We start from the raw sequence: 15606 nt of genomic DNA on the forward strand, positions 1-15606 counted from the left end.
GCCTGCTCAACTTTTCAAAGGAAGGGCGGTCCAAAAAAGCAGAACCCGACCTGCGCTCGATGAGAGCGGCAGGCCGGGTTGCCAGGTATCAGATCAGATTAGAAGTTGAACGTGGCGCGGGCGTAGTAATAGCCGCCATTGATGCCCCACGGGGTGAAGGACACCGGCGAGTAGTACACGTTGCCCGAAAGCGGACGCTCGCCGGTCGTACCCTTGTTGATCGTCGGCATGGTCGGAGCCTGTTTGTCGAACAGGTTGTTCGCACCCACGTCAAAGCGGATCTTGGGCGTAACCTTATAACCAACGTTCAGGTCGGTGATGAAGGTGGTGCCGATCTTGATCAACTGGCACGATTCGCCGGTGGTCGCGGTGCACAGGCCCGAACCGCCGGTGCTGATGTGCTGGCTGGTGGTGCCATACATCGTTTCACGCAGGTTGATCGAGAACTTGCCGATGTTCCACAAAGCGCCAGCGATCAGCTTGACGCGCGGCGTGGCCGTCGTCAACGCATCCACGGCGTTGGGGGTCAGCAGGTCGGTCTGGCCGGCGCCGGCATTGTAAACCGAGGCGGGCAGGCTGCTGATGCGGGTGACGTCGGTCTTGTTATAGTTGACGCCAAGCGACCAGTCGACCTTGCCCATTTCACCGAAATCGCTGGCATAGCTGGCGGTGGCTTCGACGCCGCGGGTGCGGGTGTCAACGCCGTTGGTGAAGATGTTCATGCCCGAATAGGAGGTCGCTTCGGCCAGCGACACGCCGCGCGAGATAAGCGCATCGACAACCGCTTGCGAGACAGTGGTGCTGCCCAGCGTACCATAGATCGAGCCCGAGGGAACGATGCGGTCCTTGATCTTGATCTGATAGGCGTCAACCGTGATCTGCAACTTGGGCAGCGGGTGAGCAACAAAGCCGAGCGAGAAGTTGGTCGACTTTTCAGCCTTCAGCTTCGAGAAGCCAAGGGTCTGAGCCGCAGCCGAGTTCGGCGGAAGCTGACCAAAGGTTGAGCCGGGGCCAACGTTGACCGACGAATAATAGGCTTCGGCCAGCGTCGGAGCGCGGAAACCGTTCGAAACCGTGCCGCGGATACCGATCTTGTCGTTGAAGTCATAGCGGGCGTTGAACTTGCCCGACCATGCCGAACCAAAGTCGGAATAGTGTTCGTAACGACCGGCAACATCGACATGCAGACGCTCGATCGGATCGAAGGCAACGTCAACATAACCAGCATAGGACTGACGGCCCCACGAACCGGCGTCGGTCGGTGCAAAGCCCGGATAGGACTGGCCGCCGCCATAGATGTAAGAGGCATATTCGCCCTGCGCGATCGAATAGTTGCCCTGGCGATATTCACCACCAAAGGCCAGCGTCAACGGCTTGGACATGCCCAGATCGAAATCGCGGCTGATGTCGATGTTGCCGACCCATTCGCTGTTCGACAGCTGGCCGTCATAGAAGTTGCGCTGAAGGCCGGTGAGCGGCGTGGCGCTGGCCGACTGCTGCATCGCAAACAGGGTCGGGTTGGCCGAATTGATGGTGTAGAGCGCAACCGCGTCCTTGCCATAGGTCAGCGAGAGGTCATAGTTCCACTCGGCCGCCTTGCCCTTGATCCCGGCGGTCAGCGAGAAGTCTTCCTCGCGGATATTTTCCTGCGGCTGGAAACCGTTAGGCAGCGGATAAACGGTCGTGCCGGTGCTGGTCACGCCCGAAACGCGGCTGGGCGAACGATAGTTTTCGTAAGCCTTGGCGTTACGGTTGCCATACGAACCAAAGGCATAGACCTGAGCATCCGAACCCACGTCATAACCGGCGTTGAACGACAGGTTATAGATCGTGAAGCGCGCGTCGCCATTGATCGTGTTGACGTTGGGCGTGTTGGGCGCACCGGCAAGACCGTTGGTGACAACGCTGCTCTGGCCGGGCTTGAGCTGGCCATTGGCATAGTAGAAGCGGCGGTCATACTTGCCGTGCGACGTATAGTCGTGGAACTTGTATTCACCGGTGACGTTGATGAAGCCCTTTTCACCCAGCTTGAAGCCGAGGTTGAGCGCCGTTGCAGCCGTCGAACCACCGTTTTCATAGTTGCTGCCACCGGTTGCGGTGAAGCTGCCGCCATGATCGTTGTTCTTGAGCATGATGTTGACCACGCCCGCGATCGCGTCCGAACCGTACTGAGCAGCGGCGCCGTCCTGAAGGACTTCAATGCGGCTGATGGCGTTGGTGGGGATGAAGGAAAGGTCGGTGGTGGCGCTGCCCGAATAGGGGCTGCCGCCCAGAACGGCGAGGTTAGCCGTGGTGTGACGACGCTTGCCGTTGATCAGCACCAGCGTGTCATTGGGGTTGATCCCGCGCAGGGCCGCCGACAGCGTCAGGTTGGCCGTGTCACCACCAAAGCCCTGAAAGTTGAGCGAGGGAAGCGTTTGGGCCAGAACCTGCGTCAGGTCCTGCTGGCCAACGCTCTGGAATGCCTGCGTGCCGATCAACTGGATGGGGGCGGCGCTGTCGGCGGCGCGCATGCCGGTTTGGCGCGTGCCGGTAACGATAATTTCGCTCGAAGGTTCGGCCTGATCGGCCTCAGCAGCTTGCACAGCCATCGGCGCAAAGAGGGCAAGCGCCGTAGTGGTGAACAGCAGTTTCTTCATGGAAAGATCCCTCATGGTTTAACCTGTACCCTGCCCCTGAACAATTGTTGTTCTGGGGTTCACGGGGGCCTTTGATTGACGTGGGGGCGGCGTCCCGTTGAGCTTTGGCTACGACCGAGGGCGGCGCAGGGCATATACTACATCCGACGTATAGACCGGGAATGTGCGGCTGTTTTGCTGCAATGTGGCATTTTTGTAACAAAATGTGGCATAATGTGCCGAATAGGGGTGGGGATTCGGCATGGAATTTGCCGATCTGGAAATTTGGCGGGAGGAGGGGCGATTTTGCCTTTTTCCAATTGCGCGCCCGAATAAGCACATTGGCGTATCAACAAACCGGTCAATAGCGCCGATTTCCCAATCCAGCCCCCGAGCTTTGTTAGGAATCCTCAATTGCCCTGAGAGCCTGACAATCATTATGGAGTGGCAGGGAGTATGTTGCGGCAGAGGGTGTGCGGATTGCACCTTGGTCGCACCCTTGTTGCTCATGCGAACAGGAACCGGAAGAATGACCAATATGACCAAGCGTGACTTGCTGGCCATGATCGGCAAGACCGCTGGCGCCTCGGCCATGTATATGGCCATGGCCAGCCTTAATCAGGTGCATGCGACAACCTTTAAAGGCAAGCCCAAGCTTGACGGCGACGTCAAGGGCGCCTCGGTGCTCATTCTGGGCGCCGGTGTGGCCGGTCTGGTGGCCGCGCTGGAACTCAGCCGCGCTGGTTACAAGGTTCAGGTGCTGGAATATAACAATCGCGTGGGCGGCCGCAGCTGGACGCTGCGCGGCGGCGACAGCTTTACCGAGCTGGGCGGCGCGACGCAGAATGTCGGCTTTGCGCCGGGCAACTATATCAATCCGGGTCCGTGGCGTCTGCCCTATGACCACAAGGGCATGATCTCTTATTGTAACGAATTGGGCGTTGCGCTCGAACCGTTCATGCAGGTCAACACCAACGCCCTGCTGCACAACACCAAGGCGTTTGGTGGCAAGCCGCAGCGTTATCGCGAAATTCAGGCCGACTTTATGGGCCACACCAGCGAACTGCTGGCCAAGGCCGTGAACAAGCAGGCGCTGTCGGATGAAGTGACCAAGGAAGACGCCGAAATCCTGCTCGAAGCTTTGCGCGACTGGGGCTCGCTGGACAAGAACCTGCGCTATGTGAAGGGGCCGGAAAGTTCGGATCGTCGCGGCTGGGCCAAGAACCCGGGCGGCGGCCTTTCGGCCTATCCCGAAGCGTCGGAACCGATGACGCTTTCGACCGTGCTGCAATCGCACCTGTGGACCGGCCTGTCGGCAGGTTTTGGCATCGAACGCCAAAGCGCGATCTTCCAGCCCGTGGGCGGCATGGACAATGTGGCCAAGGGCTTTGAAAAGCATGTGGGCCAGTTCGTGCGCTATAACAGCAAGGTCGTGGCCATCAAGCAGGACGCCAAGGGCGTCACCGCCACGTTCGAGGACACCAAGACCGGCCAGCGCGGCACCGCCAGCGCCGACTATTGCCTTTGCACCATTCCGCTCTCGATCCTGTCGCAGATCGACATGAATGTGGGCGATGCCATGGCCAATGCCATCCGCGCCGTGCCCTATGAGGCCGGTTTCAAGGTGGGTCTGGAATTCAAGCGTCGTTTCTGGGAGCAGGACGATCATATCTTTGGCGGCATTTCCTATACCGACCTGCCGATCACCCAGATTTCGTATCCCTCCTCGCGCTATGGCTCGACGGGGCCCGCGACCCTGCTGGGCGGTTACACGTTTGGCGCCTATGCCTATGAATTCACCTCGTTGCCGCCCGCCGAGCGCGTGGCCCGTGCGGTGGAATGGGGTTCGAAAATCCACCCGCAGTACAAGGACGAGTTCCTCAACGGCGTGGCCGTGGGCTGGCACCGGGTGCCATGGACGCAAGGGTGCTTTGGCAACTGGAGCCCCGAAGCGCGCAAGGAACACTACGACAACCTGTGCCAGATCGATGGCCGCATCCTGCTGGCGGGCGAGCATGCCTCGTTCATCCCCGCATGGCAGGAAGGCGCGCTGACCTCCTCGCTCGACGCTATCGGGCGTCTGCATCAACGTGTTGTGGCAGGGTGAAATCCATGAAGAAGATCCTCTTTCCGCTCATCGCTCTCGGCCTTGGCCTGAGCGCCCCCGCCTATGCCCAGCGCGGCGACGCATCGCCTACCACCCTGATCGCCAAGCCCGGCGAAAAGGGCTCGGGCGATGCCGATGGTGCCTTTACCAGCCTGTTCAAATTCAATGAACCGACCGGCGAAGCCATGTACAAGCGCGTCTGTGCCGGATGCCACATGCCCGACGCCAAGGGCGCCAAGGCAGCGGGCATGTACCCCGCGCTGGCCGCCAACAAGAACCTCGCCTCGGCCGGCTACCCGCTCTACATCGTCCTGCACGGCAAGAACGGCATGCCCGCCGTCGGCAAGATGATGAGCGACCAGCAGGTTGCCGATGTGGTCAACTATGTCCGCACCAATTTCGGCAACAAGTACAAGGACAAAGTGACCGCCGCCGACGCCAAGGCGACGCGGTGAGTTAAGGGGTGGGGTTTATGCTCCGCCCGGTATGAAGTGCGAGGTGGGGCGAGGGAGGTTTCGGCTTTCCTCGCCCTGTTTTGTTTTTGGGGTTTTATGCCTCCGGCGGGCAAAGGGCGGGGGCCCTTTGCAATCCCGATAATGTTCGCGTTGCGGGTTGACGAAGGTGGAGGGTTTAAGGGCCGCGTTGTGAAGAACAGTTAAGCCGCTTCGCGGGAAGAAACTTGCTGTTCCGGATGCCATGTTGTTGCAGGCTTTCCGCGCATGTGGCACGGACGATGATATGACAAGCCACGCAGATGACCGTGCAGACCGATTGTATATCAAGGCGCTGAGAATTCGTGAGGAGCACAAACCGGGCCTCTGGGTGCCCATAATGTGGCATTTGGCATTGCAAGGCTACACTGAAGCAATGATTGATCTTGCTAGTTGGTTTTGTGAAATTGACAAATGGCCGGGAAAATTGGGTTCGCAGGCCGACAGTTTTTCATCAGCCGGACTTTATTATAGAGCCTTCAAGCTGGGAAATGCTCGTGCCGCTCAACACCTTGCCGTGCATTGTTTCAACAGCAGAGACATGCGTGGCTACCGACATTGGCTTAGGCAAGGTGCGAATATGGGCGACGGTTATGCCGCCAATGAAGTCCGGCATTTTGAGACTAGGCTGCCCCATAGTGCAGCCCGGCGCATCGGGCGCCTGAGGCCATATCACAAGCGCGACGAAACCTACTGAGCCTTGCCAGCCAAAATGTCCCCGCCGCGCAGCGGCCCTCAAAACCCGCTACCTCGCCTCAACACACCACGTCGCCTTCAACGCGCCACGCCGACAGTAACGGGATTGCAAAGGGCCCCCGCCCTTTGCCCGCCGGAGGCAAAGCACCCCCGGCCAAACTCACCCCTCTAATTTCTCCACCAACGTCATCCAATGCGCCTCTGCCTCGGCCAGTTCGGCCTCCAGCTTTTCGCGCATCTGGCCCAACTTGCCGACATTCATGCCTTTGAGTGCAACCGCCGCCTTGGCCGGATCGGACAGGGCCACATCGACTTCGGCGATGCGGGCCTGAACCTTGGCCATGTCCTTTTCGGCCTTGGCGACCTTTTTCTGTAATTCCTTGACCTCGGCCCAGGCCAGGTTGTTGGCCTTGACCGCGGCGGAGGGGGCGGGTTTGGGGCTGCCCTCTGCGGGGGTCGCCTTGGGCTGGTTCCGGCCGAGGATGAAGTCGATGTAATCCTCAATGCTGCCGTCATAGGGCTCGGCGGCCCCGCCATCGACAAGGACGAGGCGGTCGGCGGTCATTTCGACCATGTGGCGGTCGTGGCTGATCAGGATCACCGCGCCTTGGTAATCGTTCAAAGCCTGCACCAGAGCCTCGCGCGCGTCGACATCAAGGTGGTTGGTCGGTTCGTCGAGGATGAGCAGATGCGGCGCATCGCGCGTCACCAGCGCCAGCGCCAGACGCGCACGCTCACCGCCCGAAAGCTGGCTGACCGAGGTGGTCGCCTTGGGGCCGGAAAAGCCGAAGCGGCCAAGCTGGGCGCGCACGGCGCTTTCGGGCTTGCCCTGCATGGCGCGGGCCATATGCACCAGCGGCGTGTCGCCCCCGGCCAGTTCTTCGACCTGATACTGGGTGAAATAGCCGATGTTGAGCTTGCCCGCCGTGACCATCTCGCCCTCCATCGCAGGGAGTTGGCCCGCCAGCAGGCGCGCCAGCGTGGTCTTGCCGTTGCCGTTGCGGCCCAGCAGAGCGATGCGGTCATCCGGGTCGATACGCAGGTTCAGGCGGCGCAGGATCGGCGTGTCGCCATAACCCACCGTCGCCCGGTCCAGCGTGATGAGCGGCGGGCGCAGCTCGGTCGGATCGGGGAAGTTGAACGAGAGGCTGGGATCCTCGATCATGCCCAGAACCGGCTGCATCTTGGCCAGCATCTTGGCGCGCGACTGGGCCTGTTTGGCGGTGCTGGCGCGGGCCGAATTGCGACGGACGTAATCTTCCAGTTTGGCGCGTTGGGCATCTTGCGCGGCCTTGGCGGCGGCGGCTTGGGCGGCGCGTTCGGCGCGCTGACGCTCGAACGAATCGTAGCCGCCCGCGTAAAGCGTCAGCTTGCCGCCTTGCAGATGCAGGATCGTATCGACCACATTGTTGAGCAAATCGCGTTCATGGCTGATGATCAGCAGCGTGCCCGGATAGGCGCGCAGGAAATTCTCCAGCCACAGCGTCGCTTCCAGATCGAGGTGGTTCGAGGGTTCGTCAAGCAGCAGCACGTCAGGCTGTGAAAACAGCAGCGAGGCCAGCGCCACGCGCATCTTCCACCCGCCCGAATAGGAATCGAGCGGGCGCGCCTGCATTTCCTCGGTAAAGCCAAGGCCCAACAGAATGCGCGCCGCACGCGCAGGACCCGTATAGGCGTCAATCGCGATCAACCGGTCATGCACATCGCCCAAACGGTCGGGATCGGTCGAAGTCTCGGCCTCCTCCAACAGCGCGGCGCGTTCCGTATCGGCGGCCAGCACGGTTTCAAACGGCGTCGCGGTGCCCGCGGGGGCTTCCTGCGCGATATAGCCAAGGCGGGCGCGGCGGGGCATGTCGATGCTGCCGTCGTCGGGTTCGATCTCGCCGATGATGGCCTTGACCAGCGTCGATTTGCCCGCGCCATTGCGGCCGACAAGGCCAACCCGCGCGCCCGTGGGCAGGGCGGCGCTGGCGCGGTCAATAATGGTGCGGCCACCAAGGCGCACGGTAACATCGGAAATGTTCAGCATTCGCGCCGCCTAGCAGGCAAGGCGCAAGAGGGCCAGCCCAGCTTTACGTGATGCGTCAAAACGCGCTATGGGCCGCCCCCATGATCCAGGTTGCCGCACTTTATCACTTCACGCCCTTTGCCGATCCTGTTGCCCTGCGCGCGCCTTTGCTGGCGCTTTGCGAGGAGCAGGGGATCAAGGGCACGCTCTTGCTGGCGGGCGAGGGGATCAACGGCACCATCGCGGGCAGCGAGGAAGGCATCGCCGCCGTCATCGCCCATATCCGCGCCATCCCGGGCTGCGAAGGGCTGGAGGTCAAATATTCCCATGCCGTCGCCATGCCCTTTGGCCGGATGAAGGTGCGCATGAAGCGCGAGATTGTCACCATGGGCGTGCCGGGCGTCGATCCGCTGTCCATCGTGGGCACCTATGTCGAGCCGCAGGACTGGAACGCGTTGATCGCGGACCCGGAAACCATCGTGATCGACACGCGCAACAATTACGAGGTGGTGGCGGGCACATTCCAGCGCGCTATCGACCCCGACACGCGTTCTTTCCGCGAATTTCCCGAATGGTTCCGCAATCACCGCGACGAATTGCTGGGACAGGGCAAGCAGCCCAAGGTCGCCATGTTCTGCACCGGGGGCATCCGCTGCGAAAAATCCACCGCTTTCCTGAAAAGCGAAGGGGTGGAGCAGGTCTATCACCTCAAGGGCGGCATTCTTAATTACCTTGAAAAAGTGCCCGCCGAAGAAAGCCTGTGGCAGGGCGAATGTTTCGTTTTCGACGAACGCGTGACACTGGCCCATGGCCTTGCCTTGGGCAGCCATGTGTCCTGCGCGGCCTGCGGCGCGCCGGTGGGCGAGGCCGAGCGCGCCTCGCCGCTTTATGTTGAGGGCGAAGCCTGCCCCGCCTGCGCCGAGGGCTGAGGGAAGGCCGCCTCGAACGCGGTGCGGACCGGGGTGGGGCTGTGCTCGGCAATTTTCGCAGGCGTCGCGCCGCGCCCATTGGCCAGATCGGCCCGTGCGCCCGCCTTGGCCATGGCCGCAAACATCATCGCCAGATCCGCCGCGGGCCTGCTGCCCGCCAGAACGTGGAGCGCGCTATTGCCCTTGGCATCAGCCAGGTCGGGCTTGTTGAGCGCGGATAAAGCGACCTCCAACGCGGCCAGCTTTTGACTGCGCGCCGCCGCGATCATCAGGTTTTCCCCATCGGCGGCGGCAAAATCGATCCTTGCCCCTGCCGCGACCAAGGCCTTCATCGCCTCGGCCTGTCCGGCTTCGGCGGCCATCAGGATCGGCGTTTTGGGGGGCACCGGGGGCGGGGCGACTCCGAAATTGGCCTCGGTCACCCATGTGATGCGCGATTGGCCAGACAGACCCTCGACCGGCGCGCCCTTGGCCACCAACAGGCGGATCAGACCGACATCGCCCCCGGCGGCGGCCCGGTGCAGCAATTGCCAGCCTTCACGGTCGCGCTCGATCAGATCCACGCCGCCCCGTTCGACCAGAAAGCGCAGAACATCCCAGCGCCCCTGATAGGCGGCAAGTTGCGCCGCACTGGTGTTTTCCGGCCCGCGTATCGCCGCATCGGCCCCGGCGGACATCAGCGCCGAAACCGCCGCCACCGACCCGGATTTGACCGCAAAGAGCAAAGGCGTGAACCCGCCCTGTGACGCCGCCTGCACTGATGCCCCGGCCTTTAACAGCGCCATCACCGCTTCAACCCGCCCGGATGATGCCGCCCACATCAGCGGCGTCTGCCCCCGGTTGTCGCGTAGATCGACGGGACCATGCGCCATGCGTTCGACCACTGATGGTGGCGCAAAACGGGCGCAGACATGCAAAGGCGTTGCCCCATCGCTACGCGCCAGACGCGGATCGGCCCCGGCGTCCAGCAGCGCGCCAATGATCGCCGCATCCCCTAATTCGCAGGCCAGCCATAGCGCGCCCACCCCATCCTGATCGACGGCATTGACCTTGGCCTTGGCCCGGATCAGCGCGCGTACCGCGACGGCATCCTGATGCGATACGGCCATCATCAACGGCGTTTCGCCATAGGCCAGCGGTCGATTGGCCTGGGCCAGAGCGGCCGAAACCCCGCGCTCGTCGCCCAGCCTGATGGCTTCGGCAATGTCCTGCGCCTGCGCCGTTTGGGCCAGAAGCAGCGCGGCAAAGGCCAGCTTACGCAAGGGACAATTCCTTCAACGCCCCGGTGCTGTCACCGAATTTATCGATGGGCATCCCCACCGCCTGAAGCCCGGTCAGCAGCAGGTTTGACATGGTCGTGCCCTTTTCGACCCGCGCATGGCCGACATGGCGCACAAGCCCGCCCGCCACGACAATCGGCAGATCGAGAAAATCGTGGTCATTGGGGTCACCAAAGGCCGACCCGCGCAGCACGAAAGAAGTGTCCAGCAGGCTGGCATCGCCATCCTTTACCCCGTCGAGCTTTTCCAGAAGATGGGCGAAATAGGTCATGTGGAACTGGTTGATCTGGGCCAGCTTCGCCTTCTTTTCCGCCATTTGTCCATGATGGCTGAGCATATGGTGGGAATCGGCCACGCCAATTTCGGGATAGGTGCGGTTGCTGATCTCGCGCCCGGCCATGAATGTCGCCACTCGCGTAATATCGGCTTGCAGCGCCAACACCTGAAGGTCGAGCATCAGGCGGACATGTTCGTCGAAACTGTCGGGAATACCGGCGGGGCGTTCGATCCCGGCCTCGGTTATGGGAGTTTTGGCGGCGCGCTGAATGCGGCGCTCGATGTCGCGCGTGGCGGTCAGATATTCGTCCAGCTTGCGCCGGTCCTCCATCCCCAGTTGCCGGTTCAAACGCGCTGCATCCTCCCGCACGAAATCGAGCAGGCTGGCCTGACGGCGCAGGCGCGCAGCTTGGGCGGCGGCATCCATCGCGTCGCCATCGCCGAACATGCGCTCGAAAATTTCCGCCGGATTGGCCGCCACGGGCAAAGGCACCGTCGGGCTCATCCATGACAGGCCGTTGGTATAGGCGCAGCTATAGCCAATGTCGCAACTGCCCAAAAGGCTCGGCTGATCGATCCCCGCTTCGATCGAAGGCAGCGTGGTCGCATCGCCCAGATGGCGCGCATAGGCCTGATCCATCGACATGGCGCAGCGGATGTCGGTGCCCTCGGTCTGGCGCACATGGGTGCCGGTCAGGAACGCGGGGCACGACCGCCCGTGGCCCGCCGACAGATCGCCCATCGCGGCGGCCTGGGGATGGCCAAGGCCGGTGATGACGCTCATCCGGCTCTTGAACTTTTCCAGCGGGGCGAGGGTTGGCGACAGCGCATAATCCATCCCCGTGGTGGCGGGGCGGAATTGATCCATCATCATGCCATTGGGGGTGTAAAATACGATCAACCGGCGCGGGCGGGCCATCTTGTCGGCGGCGCGCGCCGATGGGGCCATCGCCTCCATAAAGGGCAGGGCCATGGCGGCGCCGGCCCCGCGCAGCAGGGTCCGGCGGGACATGGCAGGGCGCGGGATCATCATGGCTGGAGGTTCCCTTTGGTCTTGTTCATGGTCATCTGCGCCGCGCTGGCCGGTGTTTTGCGCAGACGGAAGGCATCAGACAGGACGATGCCGCGAATGACGGTGCGGATGCGGAAATTGTCGGCCTCGGCCATGCGGGCGATGGCGCGGATCTGGGGCCGGTCGCCCGCAATCACCCCGCGACCCAGCGCATAGGTCATCAGCTTTTCGGTAAAGGCCTGCGTGAACTGTCCCTTGCGCGCCAACAGAATGTTGCGCAGCCCCGGCAGGCCCGCAAAGCGCGTGCCATCGGGCAGGACGGCGCTGGCGTCGATCATTTGCCCCGCGTCGATGGTTCGATGGGCGCCAACGGCGTCGAAATTCTCCATCGAGAAACCGATCGGGTCCATCCGTACATGGCATGCCGCACAGGCCGGATCGGCGCGGTGCAGTTCCAATTGTTCACGCGCGGACAGCAATTTGCCGTCATGCGTGGCCTTGAGCGCGGGCACGTCGGGCGGAGGCGGGGGCGGCGGCGAGGCCAGCAGGTTTTCCAGCACCCATTTGCCGCGTTTCACCACGCTGGTATGATTGCCATAGGAGGTGACGGTCAGGATGCTGGCCTGTCCCAGCAATCCGCCCCGGCCCCATCGCGGATCCAGCGCCACCTTGCGCATCGCCGTTCCGCGCACATTGGGAATGCCGTAATGTTCGGCAAGGCGTTGGTTGAGGAACGTGTAATCGGAAGACAGGAAATCGAGCAGGCTGCCGTTGGTTTTGACCAGATGGGCAAAGAACATCTCGGTTTCGGCGGCCATGGCGCTGCGCAGGCGGGTGTCGAATTGCGGGAACAGGTCGGTGTCGGGCCGCTGTTGATCCAGATTGCGCAGATAGAGCCATTGGCCCGCGAAATGCCGGGTCAAGGCCTTGGCGCGCGGATCGTTGAGCATGCGGGTGGTTTGTGCGGTCAGGATTTCCGGGCGATGCAACTGGTGCGTTTCGGCAAGGCGCAACAAGGTCTCGTCGGGCAGGCTGCTCCACAGAAACAGCGAGAGGCGGGTGGCCAGATCGCGGTCGGTGACGGGGTGGACACTGCCCGGCGCGGCGCCTGCCGGATCGCTCTCGGCCTGAAACAGGAAGTGGGGGGAGACGAGCAGGGCCGCCACGCCCGCCTCGATCCCACGTTCGAACTGGCCGCTTGCGGCGCGCTCGCTGGCATAGGCGTGGAGGAGGGGCGTCATATCCTCCGGCCCGACCGGGCGGCGATAGGCGCGGCGGGCAAGGCTGCCCAGAATCTGGCGGGCGCAGGCTTCTTCCTGCGTGGTGGCGGTGGGGTGACAGGTGAAGATGCGGCGGCGGCTGGGCGTGTCCTGCGTGCCGGTGATGCTGGCGGGACCGGCAATGTCGATTTCCATCACATCGCGGGGGAAATTCTGCTGGGCATAGCGGTCGGACAGGCGATAGGACGGCACCATCAGCGTCGTCGCCCGCCGCCCGTCGACCAGAACGTCCAGAGGCAGCATCACCGGCTTGTTCACCGGCATCGGAACTTCATCCAGATTGTTGCGCAGGAACTGCACGCTTTCGTCAGGCGCCACGTCGCGGCGGAACGCCATGCCGATGCGATGGGCGCCGGCACTTAATTTCACCCTCGCGCTGACCCGGTCCTGCGTCAGGCGATCGCTTTCATTGTTGGTGTTGGCGTTGAGCCAGCCCACCACATCATAATCGCCCCCCGCGCGGGCATAGAAATTCATGATCCCGCCGCCGCGTGATGCCGGGGGCAGATCCTCGCTCATCCGTTCATTATAGGCCGGGCGGCCCGAATTCATGATCGAGCCGTCCTTGGGCACGATATAGCTGGCCACCGAGGCGCGCGGGCGGTCAAGGCCCGTGGCCAGACGCGCCACCTTGCCCCCCACCGCGACATAACGTTCGACCAATGTGGGCGAGACGGAAAGCACGTCGGCAATATTGTCAAAGCCGTAGCCCGAATTATCCTGCGGCAATTCGCGCGACACATCGACGTTCAGCGCCAGCAGATCGCGCACGGCGGCGGCATATTCCACCCGGTTCAACCGGCGCAGCGTGGCGCGGCCCGGATCGGGATGCGCGGCGGCGAAGGCATCGCGCCCGCCCGCCATCCATCGCACGAAACCGGCGCGCATCTCTGGCGTCGGCTGGCGTTTGGTGTGGGGCGGCATTTCATCCTGCACCACCTTGCGCAGGATCGCTTCCCACACTTCGGCATTCTTGCCCTGGGCAATGTCGGTGCCTTTCAGATCGTCGAAGGAGAGCGATCCGGCCTCGTCAATGTCATTGTGGCATGATGCGCAGAAATCCTCGACCATGGCCTCGGCGGCCTTGCCGTCAAAGGGGCGCGGGGCGGGTTTGGTCGGTTGCGAATGCAGCGCGCCGGTCGCGATGATCGCCAAAAGGCTGGCGGCCAGCCCCACGCGTCCCAGATGGTTTGCCCCGATGCGGCGCATGATTTGCGAATTCCCGATGTTTGGTTGTGCCTGCCCCTGTGCAGTGCAGCATGGGGCTAGTCTTTTGGGGCGTTGACGTCTATTGCCGTTATTGCCACGAAGCGTACGCAAAATTAGAGCGCTTCTTGCGACGCAGCATGGTCATGCCCACATGCGCCCTATGAGCCATTCCATCCCCCTGTCCGTCCTCGATCTTGTCCCTGTTCTGGAGGGCGGCACTCTGACGCAGGCCTATGCCCATGCGGCGGCTTTGGCCACCCATGCCGAGAGCAAAGGGTTTGCTCGCTATTGGGTGGCCGAACATCATGGCATGCCCGGCATCGGAGGGGCGGCCACATCGGTCGTTCTGGCCCATGTGGGCAAGGATACGTCGCGCATCCGGTTGGGATCGGGCGGGATCATGTTGCCCAATCACGCCCCGCTTCAGATTGCCGAACAATTTGGCACGCTGGATGCACTCTATCCGGGGCGGATCGATCTGGCGCTGGGCCGGGCGCCGGGGTCGGACGGGCGGGTGGCGATGGCCTTGCGCCACGGCGATCCGGAAGCTTTCCCGCAGCAGGTGATGGAATTGCAGGCCTATTTCGCCGGGGATTCGCGGCTGGGCTTTCCCGCCGTGCCGGGCGCGGGGGCAAAGCCCGAAATGTGGGTGCTTGGCTCCAGCACCTATGGCGCGCAACTGGCCGCGGCGCTGGGCCTGCCCTATGGCTTTGCCTCGCATTTCGCGCCTGCGATGCTGGATGAAGCGGTGGCGACCTATCGCCGCCTGTTCCGCCCCTCGGCCGTGCTGGACCGGCCGCATGTGATGGTCGCCTGCAACGTGTTCGCCGCCGACACGGTGGAGGAAGCGCGCTTTCTGGCCACGACGATGCAGCAGGGCTTTGTCGCGCTGCGCACGGGACAGGGCGGCGGGTTGGTCAAGCCGCCGGTGGAGGGCTATTATGAAAACCTGCCCGCCCCCCATCGCGCGATGCTGGACAATGTCATGGCCTGCACCGCCATCGGCACACAGGGCGATGTGGAGGAGATGCTCTCCCGCCTGATCGTGCGCACCGGGGCCGACGAGATCATCGTGGCCGGACAGATGTTCGATCAGGATGCGCGGCGGCGCAGCTTTTCTATTGCGGCGGCGGCGATGCAGGCTCTGTCGCAACAGGTGGTGTAATCGCCGCCAGCCATTGCTCCACCGCCGCCATGTCGGGCGGCAGGGTTTGCGCGTAGGGACCGGCAAATTCGGCCCAAGCCTCGACAAACCGGGGCGAGATTGTGAGCAGCACCGGCACGCCGCGATCAAGCGCCGCCAGCAGACAGGATAGCAGCCCGCTGCCCGCCTCGGCCTCCATCTTGCCGAATTTGCTCAGGATCAGCAGGTCGTAGGGTTGGGACAGGCGTTGTTCCACCCATGCCGCCGCCGACACCAGCGCGCCGGAATCGAGCGTGCAGCCCTCGGCCTCACACCCCAGATCCTGACTCAGCGGGAAACGCGCGCCATCGCTAATGCTGACCAATGTGCCGGGGGAGCAATCCTGGCCATTGGCGGGTGGTTCCTCGATCACGCCCGCGATGCGCAGACGCCCGCCCCATTGCGCAACCACCTGCGCCAGCAAGGGTTGCGATGTCGCGGACCGATCCGCCATGATGGCGCCAAGGGCAAGGGGCGTGGAGTTCGTCATCAAAGCCTTGTCTTTCCGCGATCAAGC

11 protein-coding genes are annotated in these 15606 nt (G+C 62.9%); 5 read left to right on the forward strand and 6 right to left on the reverse strand.

Going from position 1 to position 15606, the window contains the following annotated elements:
* Positions 1-98 precede the first annotated feature (98 nt).
* The gene (locus ACZ9HU_RS01235) at positions 99-2639 is read right to left on the reverse strand and encodes a TonB-dependent receptor plug domain-containing protein (protein ID WP_476101383.1); all 2541 of its coding nucleotides are present in this window, start codon (positions 2637-2639) and stop codon (positions 99-101) included.
* 508 nt (positions 2640-3147) lie between these two features.
* Between ACZ9HU_RS01235 and ACZ9HU_RS01240 the strand changes: the two genes are divergently transcribed.
* The 3 genes from ACZ9HU_RS01240 (at position 3148) to ACZ9HU_RS01250 (ending at position 5913) form a co-directional block, all read left to right on the forward strand.
* Complete coding sequence (locus ACZ9HU_RS01240; RefSeq protein WP_476101385.1) at positions 3148-4725, forward strand: flavin monoamine oxidase family protein; 1578 nt, start codon at positions 3148-3150, stop codon at positions 4723-4725.
* Between the two features lie 5 nt (positions 4726-4730).
* Positions 4731-5180, forward strand: coding sequence for a c-type cytochrome (locus ACZ9HU_RS01245; protein WP_476101387.1), 450 nt, complete (start codon positions 4731-4733; stop codon positions 5178-5180).
* Positions 5181-5421: 241 nt separating this feature from the next.
* Positions 5422-5913, forward strand: coding sequence for a hypothetical protein (locus tag ACZ9HU_RS01250; protein WP_476101389.1), 492 nt, complete (start codon positions 5422-5424; stop codon positions 5911-5913).
* Between the two features lie 159 nt (positions 5914-6072).
* Here the strand turns inward: ACZ9HU_RS01250 and ACZ9HU_RS01255 are convergent, their stop codons facing one another.
* A complete protein-coding gene (locus ACZ9HU_RS01255) occupies positions 6073-7941 on the reverse strand; it encodes an ABC-F family ATP-binding cassette domain-containing protein (RefSeq protein WP_476101391.1) in 1869 nt (622 codons plus the stop codon).
* Positions 7942-8021: 80 nt separating this feature from the next.
* On the opposite strand from ACZ9HU_RS01255, the gene trhO reads away from it, so the two are divergent.
* Positions 8022-8849, forward strand: a complete 828-nt coding sequence (gene trhO, locus ACZ9HU_RS01260; RefSeq protein ID WP_476101393.1) for an oxygen-dependent tRNA uridine(34) hydroxylase TrhO — start codon at positions 8022-8024, stop codon at positions 8847-8849.
* Here the strand turns inward: trhO and ACZ9HU_RS01265 are convergent.
* From ACZ9HU_RS01265 to ACZ9HU_RS01275, 3 genes are read right to left on the reverse strand one after another with little or no spacing between them, the layout of a single operon-like run.
* Positions 8807-10111 carry an ankyrin repeat domain-containing protein gene (locus ACZ9HU_RS01265; protein ID WP_476101395.1) on the reverse strand — a complete coding sequence of 435 codons (1305 nt, stop codon included), beginning with the start codon at positions 10109-10111 and terminating at the stop codon, positions 8807-8809. The genes trhO and ACZ9HU_RS01265 overlap by 43 nt on opposite strands.
* Positions 10104-11438: a DUF1552 domain-containing protein gene (locus ACZ9HU_RS01270; protein ID WP_476101398.1), complete on the reverse strand. Its 1335-nt coding sequence runs from the start codon at positions 11436-11438 to the stop codon at positions 10104-10106. The genes ACZ9HU_RS01265 and ACZ9HU_RS01270 overlap by 8 nt, the downstream gene beginning before the upstream one ends.
* Complete coding sequence (locus ACZ9HU_RS01275) at positions 11435-13906, reverse strand: DUF1592 domain-containing protein (protein ID WP_476101400.1); 2472 nt, start codon at positions 13904-13906, stop codon at positions 11435-11437. Before ACZ9HU_RS01275 ends, ACZ9HU_RS01270 begins: the two co-directional genes overlap by 4 nt.
* Positions 13907-14066: 160 nt before the next feature.
* On the opposite strand from ACZ9HU_RS01275, the gene ACZ9HU_RS01280 reads away from it, so the two are divergent.
* Complete coding sequence (locus ACZ9HU_RS01280) at positions 14067-15071, forward strand: LLM class flavin-dependent oxidoreductase (protein WP_476101402.1); 1005 nt, start codon at positions 14067-14069, stop codon at positions 15069-15071.
* Here ACZ9HU_RS01280 and ACZ9HU_RS01285 read toward each other — a convergent pair.
* Positions 15025-15579, reverse strand: coding sequence for a DUF2478 domain-containing protein (locus tag ACZ9HU_RS01285; protein ID WP_476101404.1), 555 nt, complete (start codon positions 15577-15579; stop codon positions 15025-15027). The two genes, ACZ9HU_RS01280 and ACZ9HU_RS01285, sit on opposite strands and share 47 nt — an antisense overlap.
* Positions 15580-15606 lie beyond the last annotated feature (27 nt).

The sequence above is a fragment of the Novosphingobium sp. Sphag1I genome (assembly GCF_056279125.1).

Excerpts from the sequence above, each read along its gene's own strand:
- ACZ9HU_RS01255 (WP_476101391.1), bottom strand. The coding sequence starts at position 7,941 with ATGCTGAACATTTCCGATGTTACCGTGCGCCTTGGTGGCCGCACCATT.
- ACZ9HU_RS01250 (WP_476101389.1), top strand. The coding sequence starts at position 5,422 with ATGTTGTTGCAGGCTTTCCGCGCATGTGGCACGGACGATGATATGACA.
- ACZ9HU_RS01240 (WP_476101385.1), top strand. The coding sequence starts at position 3,148 with ATGACCAATATGACCAAGCGTGACTTGCTGGCCATGATCGGCAAGACC.
- ACZ9HU_RS01270 (WP_476101398.1), bottom strand. The coding sequence starts at position 11,438 with ATGATGATCCCGCGCCCTGCCATGTCCCGCCGGACCCTGCTGCGCGGG.
- ACZ9HU_RS01275 (WP_476101400.1), bottom strand. The coding sequence starts at position 13,906 with ATGCGCCGCATCGGGGCAAACCATCTGGGACGCGTGGGGCTGGCCGCC.
- ACZ9HU_RS01285 (WP_476101404.1), bottom strand. The coding sequence starts at position 15,579 with ATGACGAACTCCACGCCCCTTGCCCTTGGCGCCATCATGGCGGATCGG.
- ACZ9HU_RS01245 (WP_476101387.1), top strand. The coding sequence starts at position 4,731 with ATGAAGAAGATCCTCTTTCCGCTCATCGCTCTCGGCCTTGGCCTGAGC.
- trhO (WP_476101393.1), top strand. The coding sequence starts at position 8,022 with ATGATCCAGGTTGCCGCACTTTATCACTTCACGCCCTTTGCCGATCCT.
- ACZ9HU_RS01280 (WP_476101402.1), top strand. The coding sequence starts at position 14,067 with ATGAGCCATTCCATCCCCCTGTCCGTCCTCGATCTTGTCCCTGTTCTG.
- ACZ9HU_RS01235 (WP_476101383.1), bottom strand. The coding sequence starts at position 2,639 with ATGAAGAAACTGCTGTTCACCACTACGGCGCTTGCCCTCTTTGCGCCG.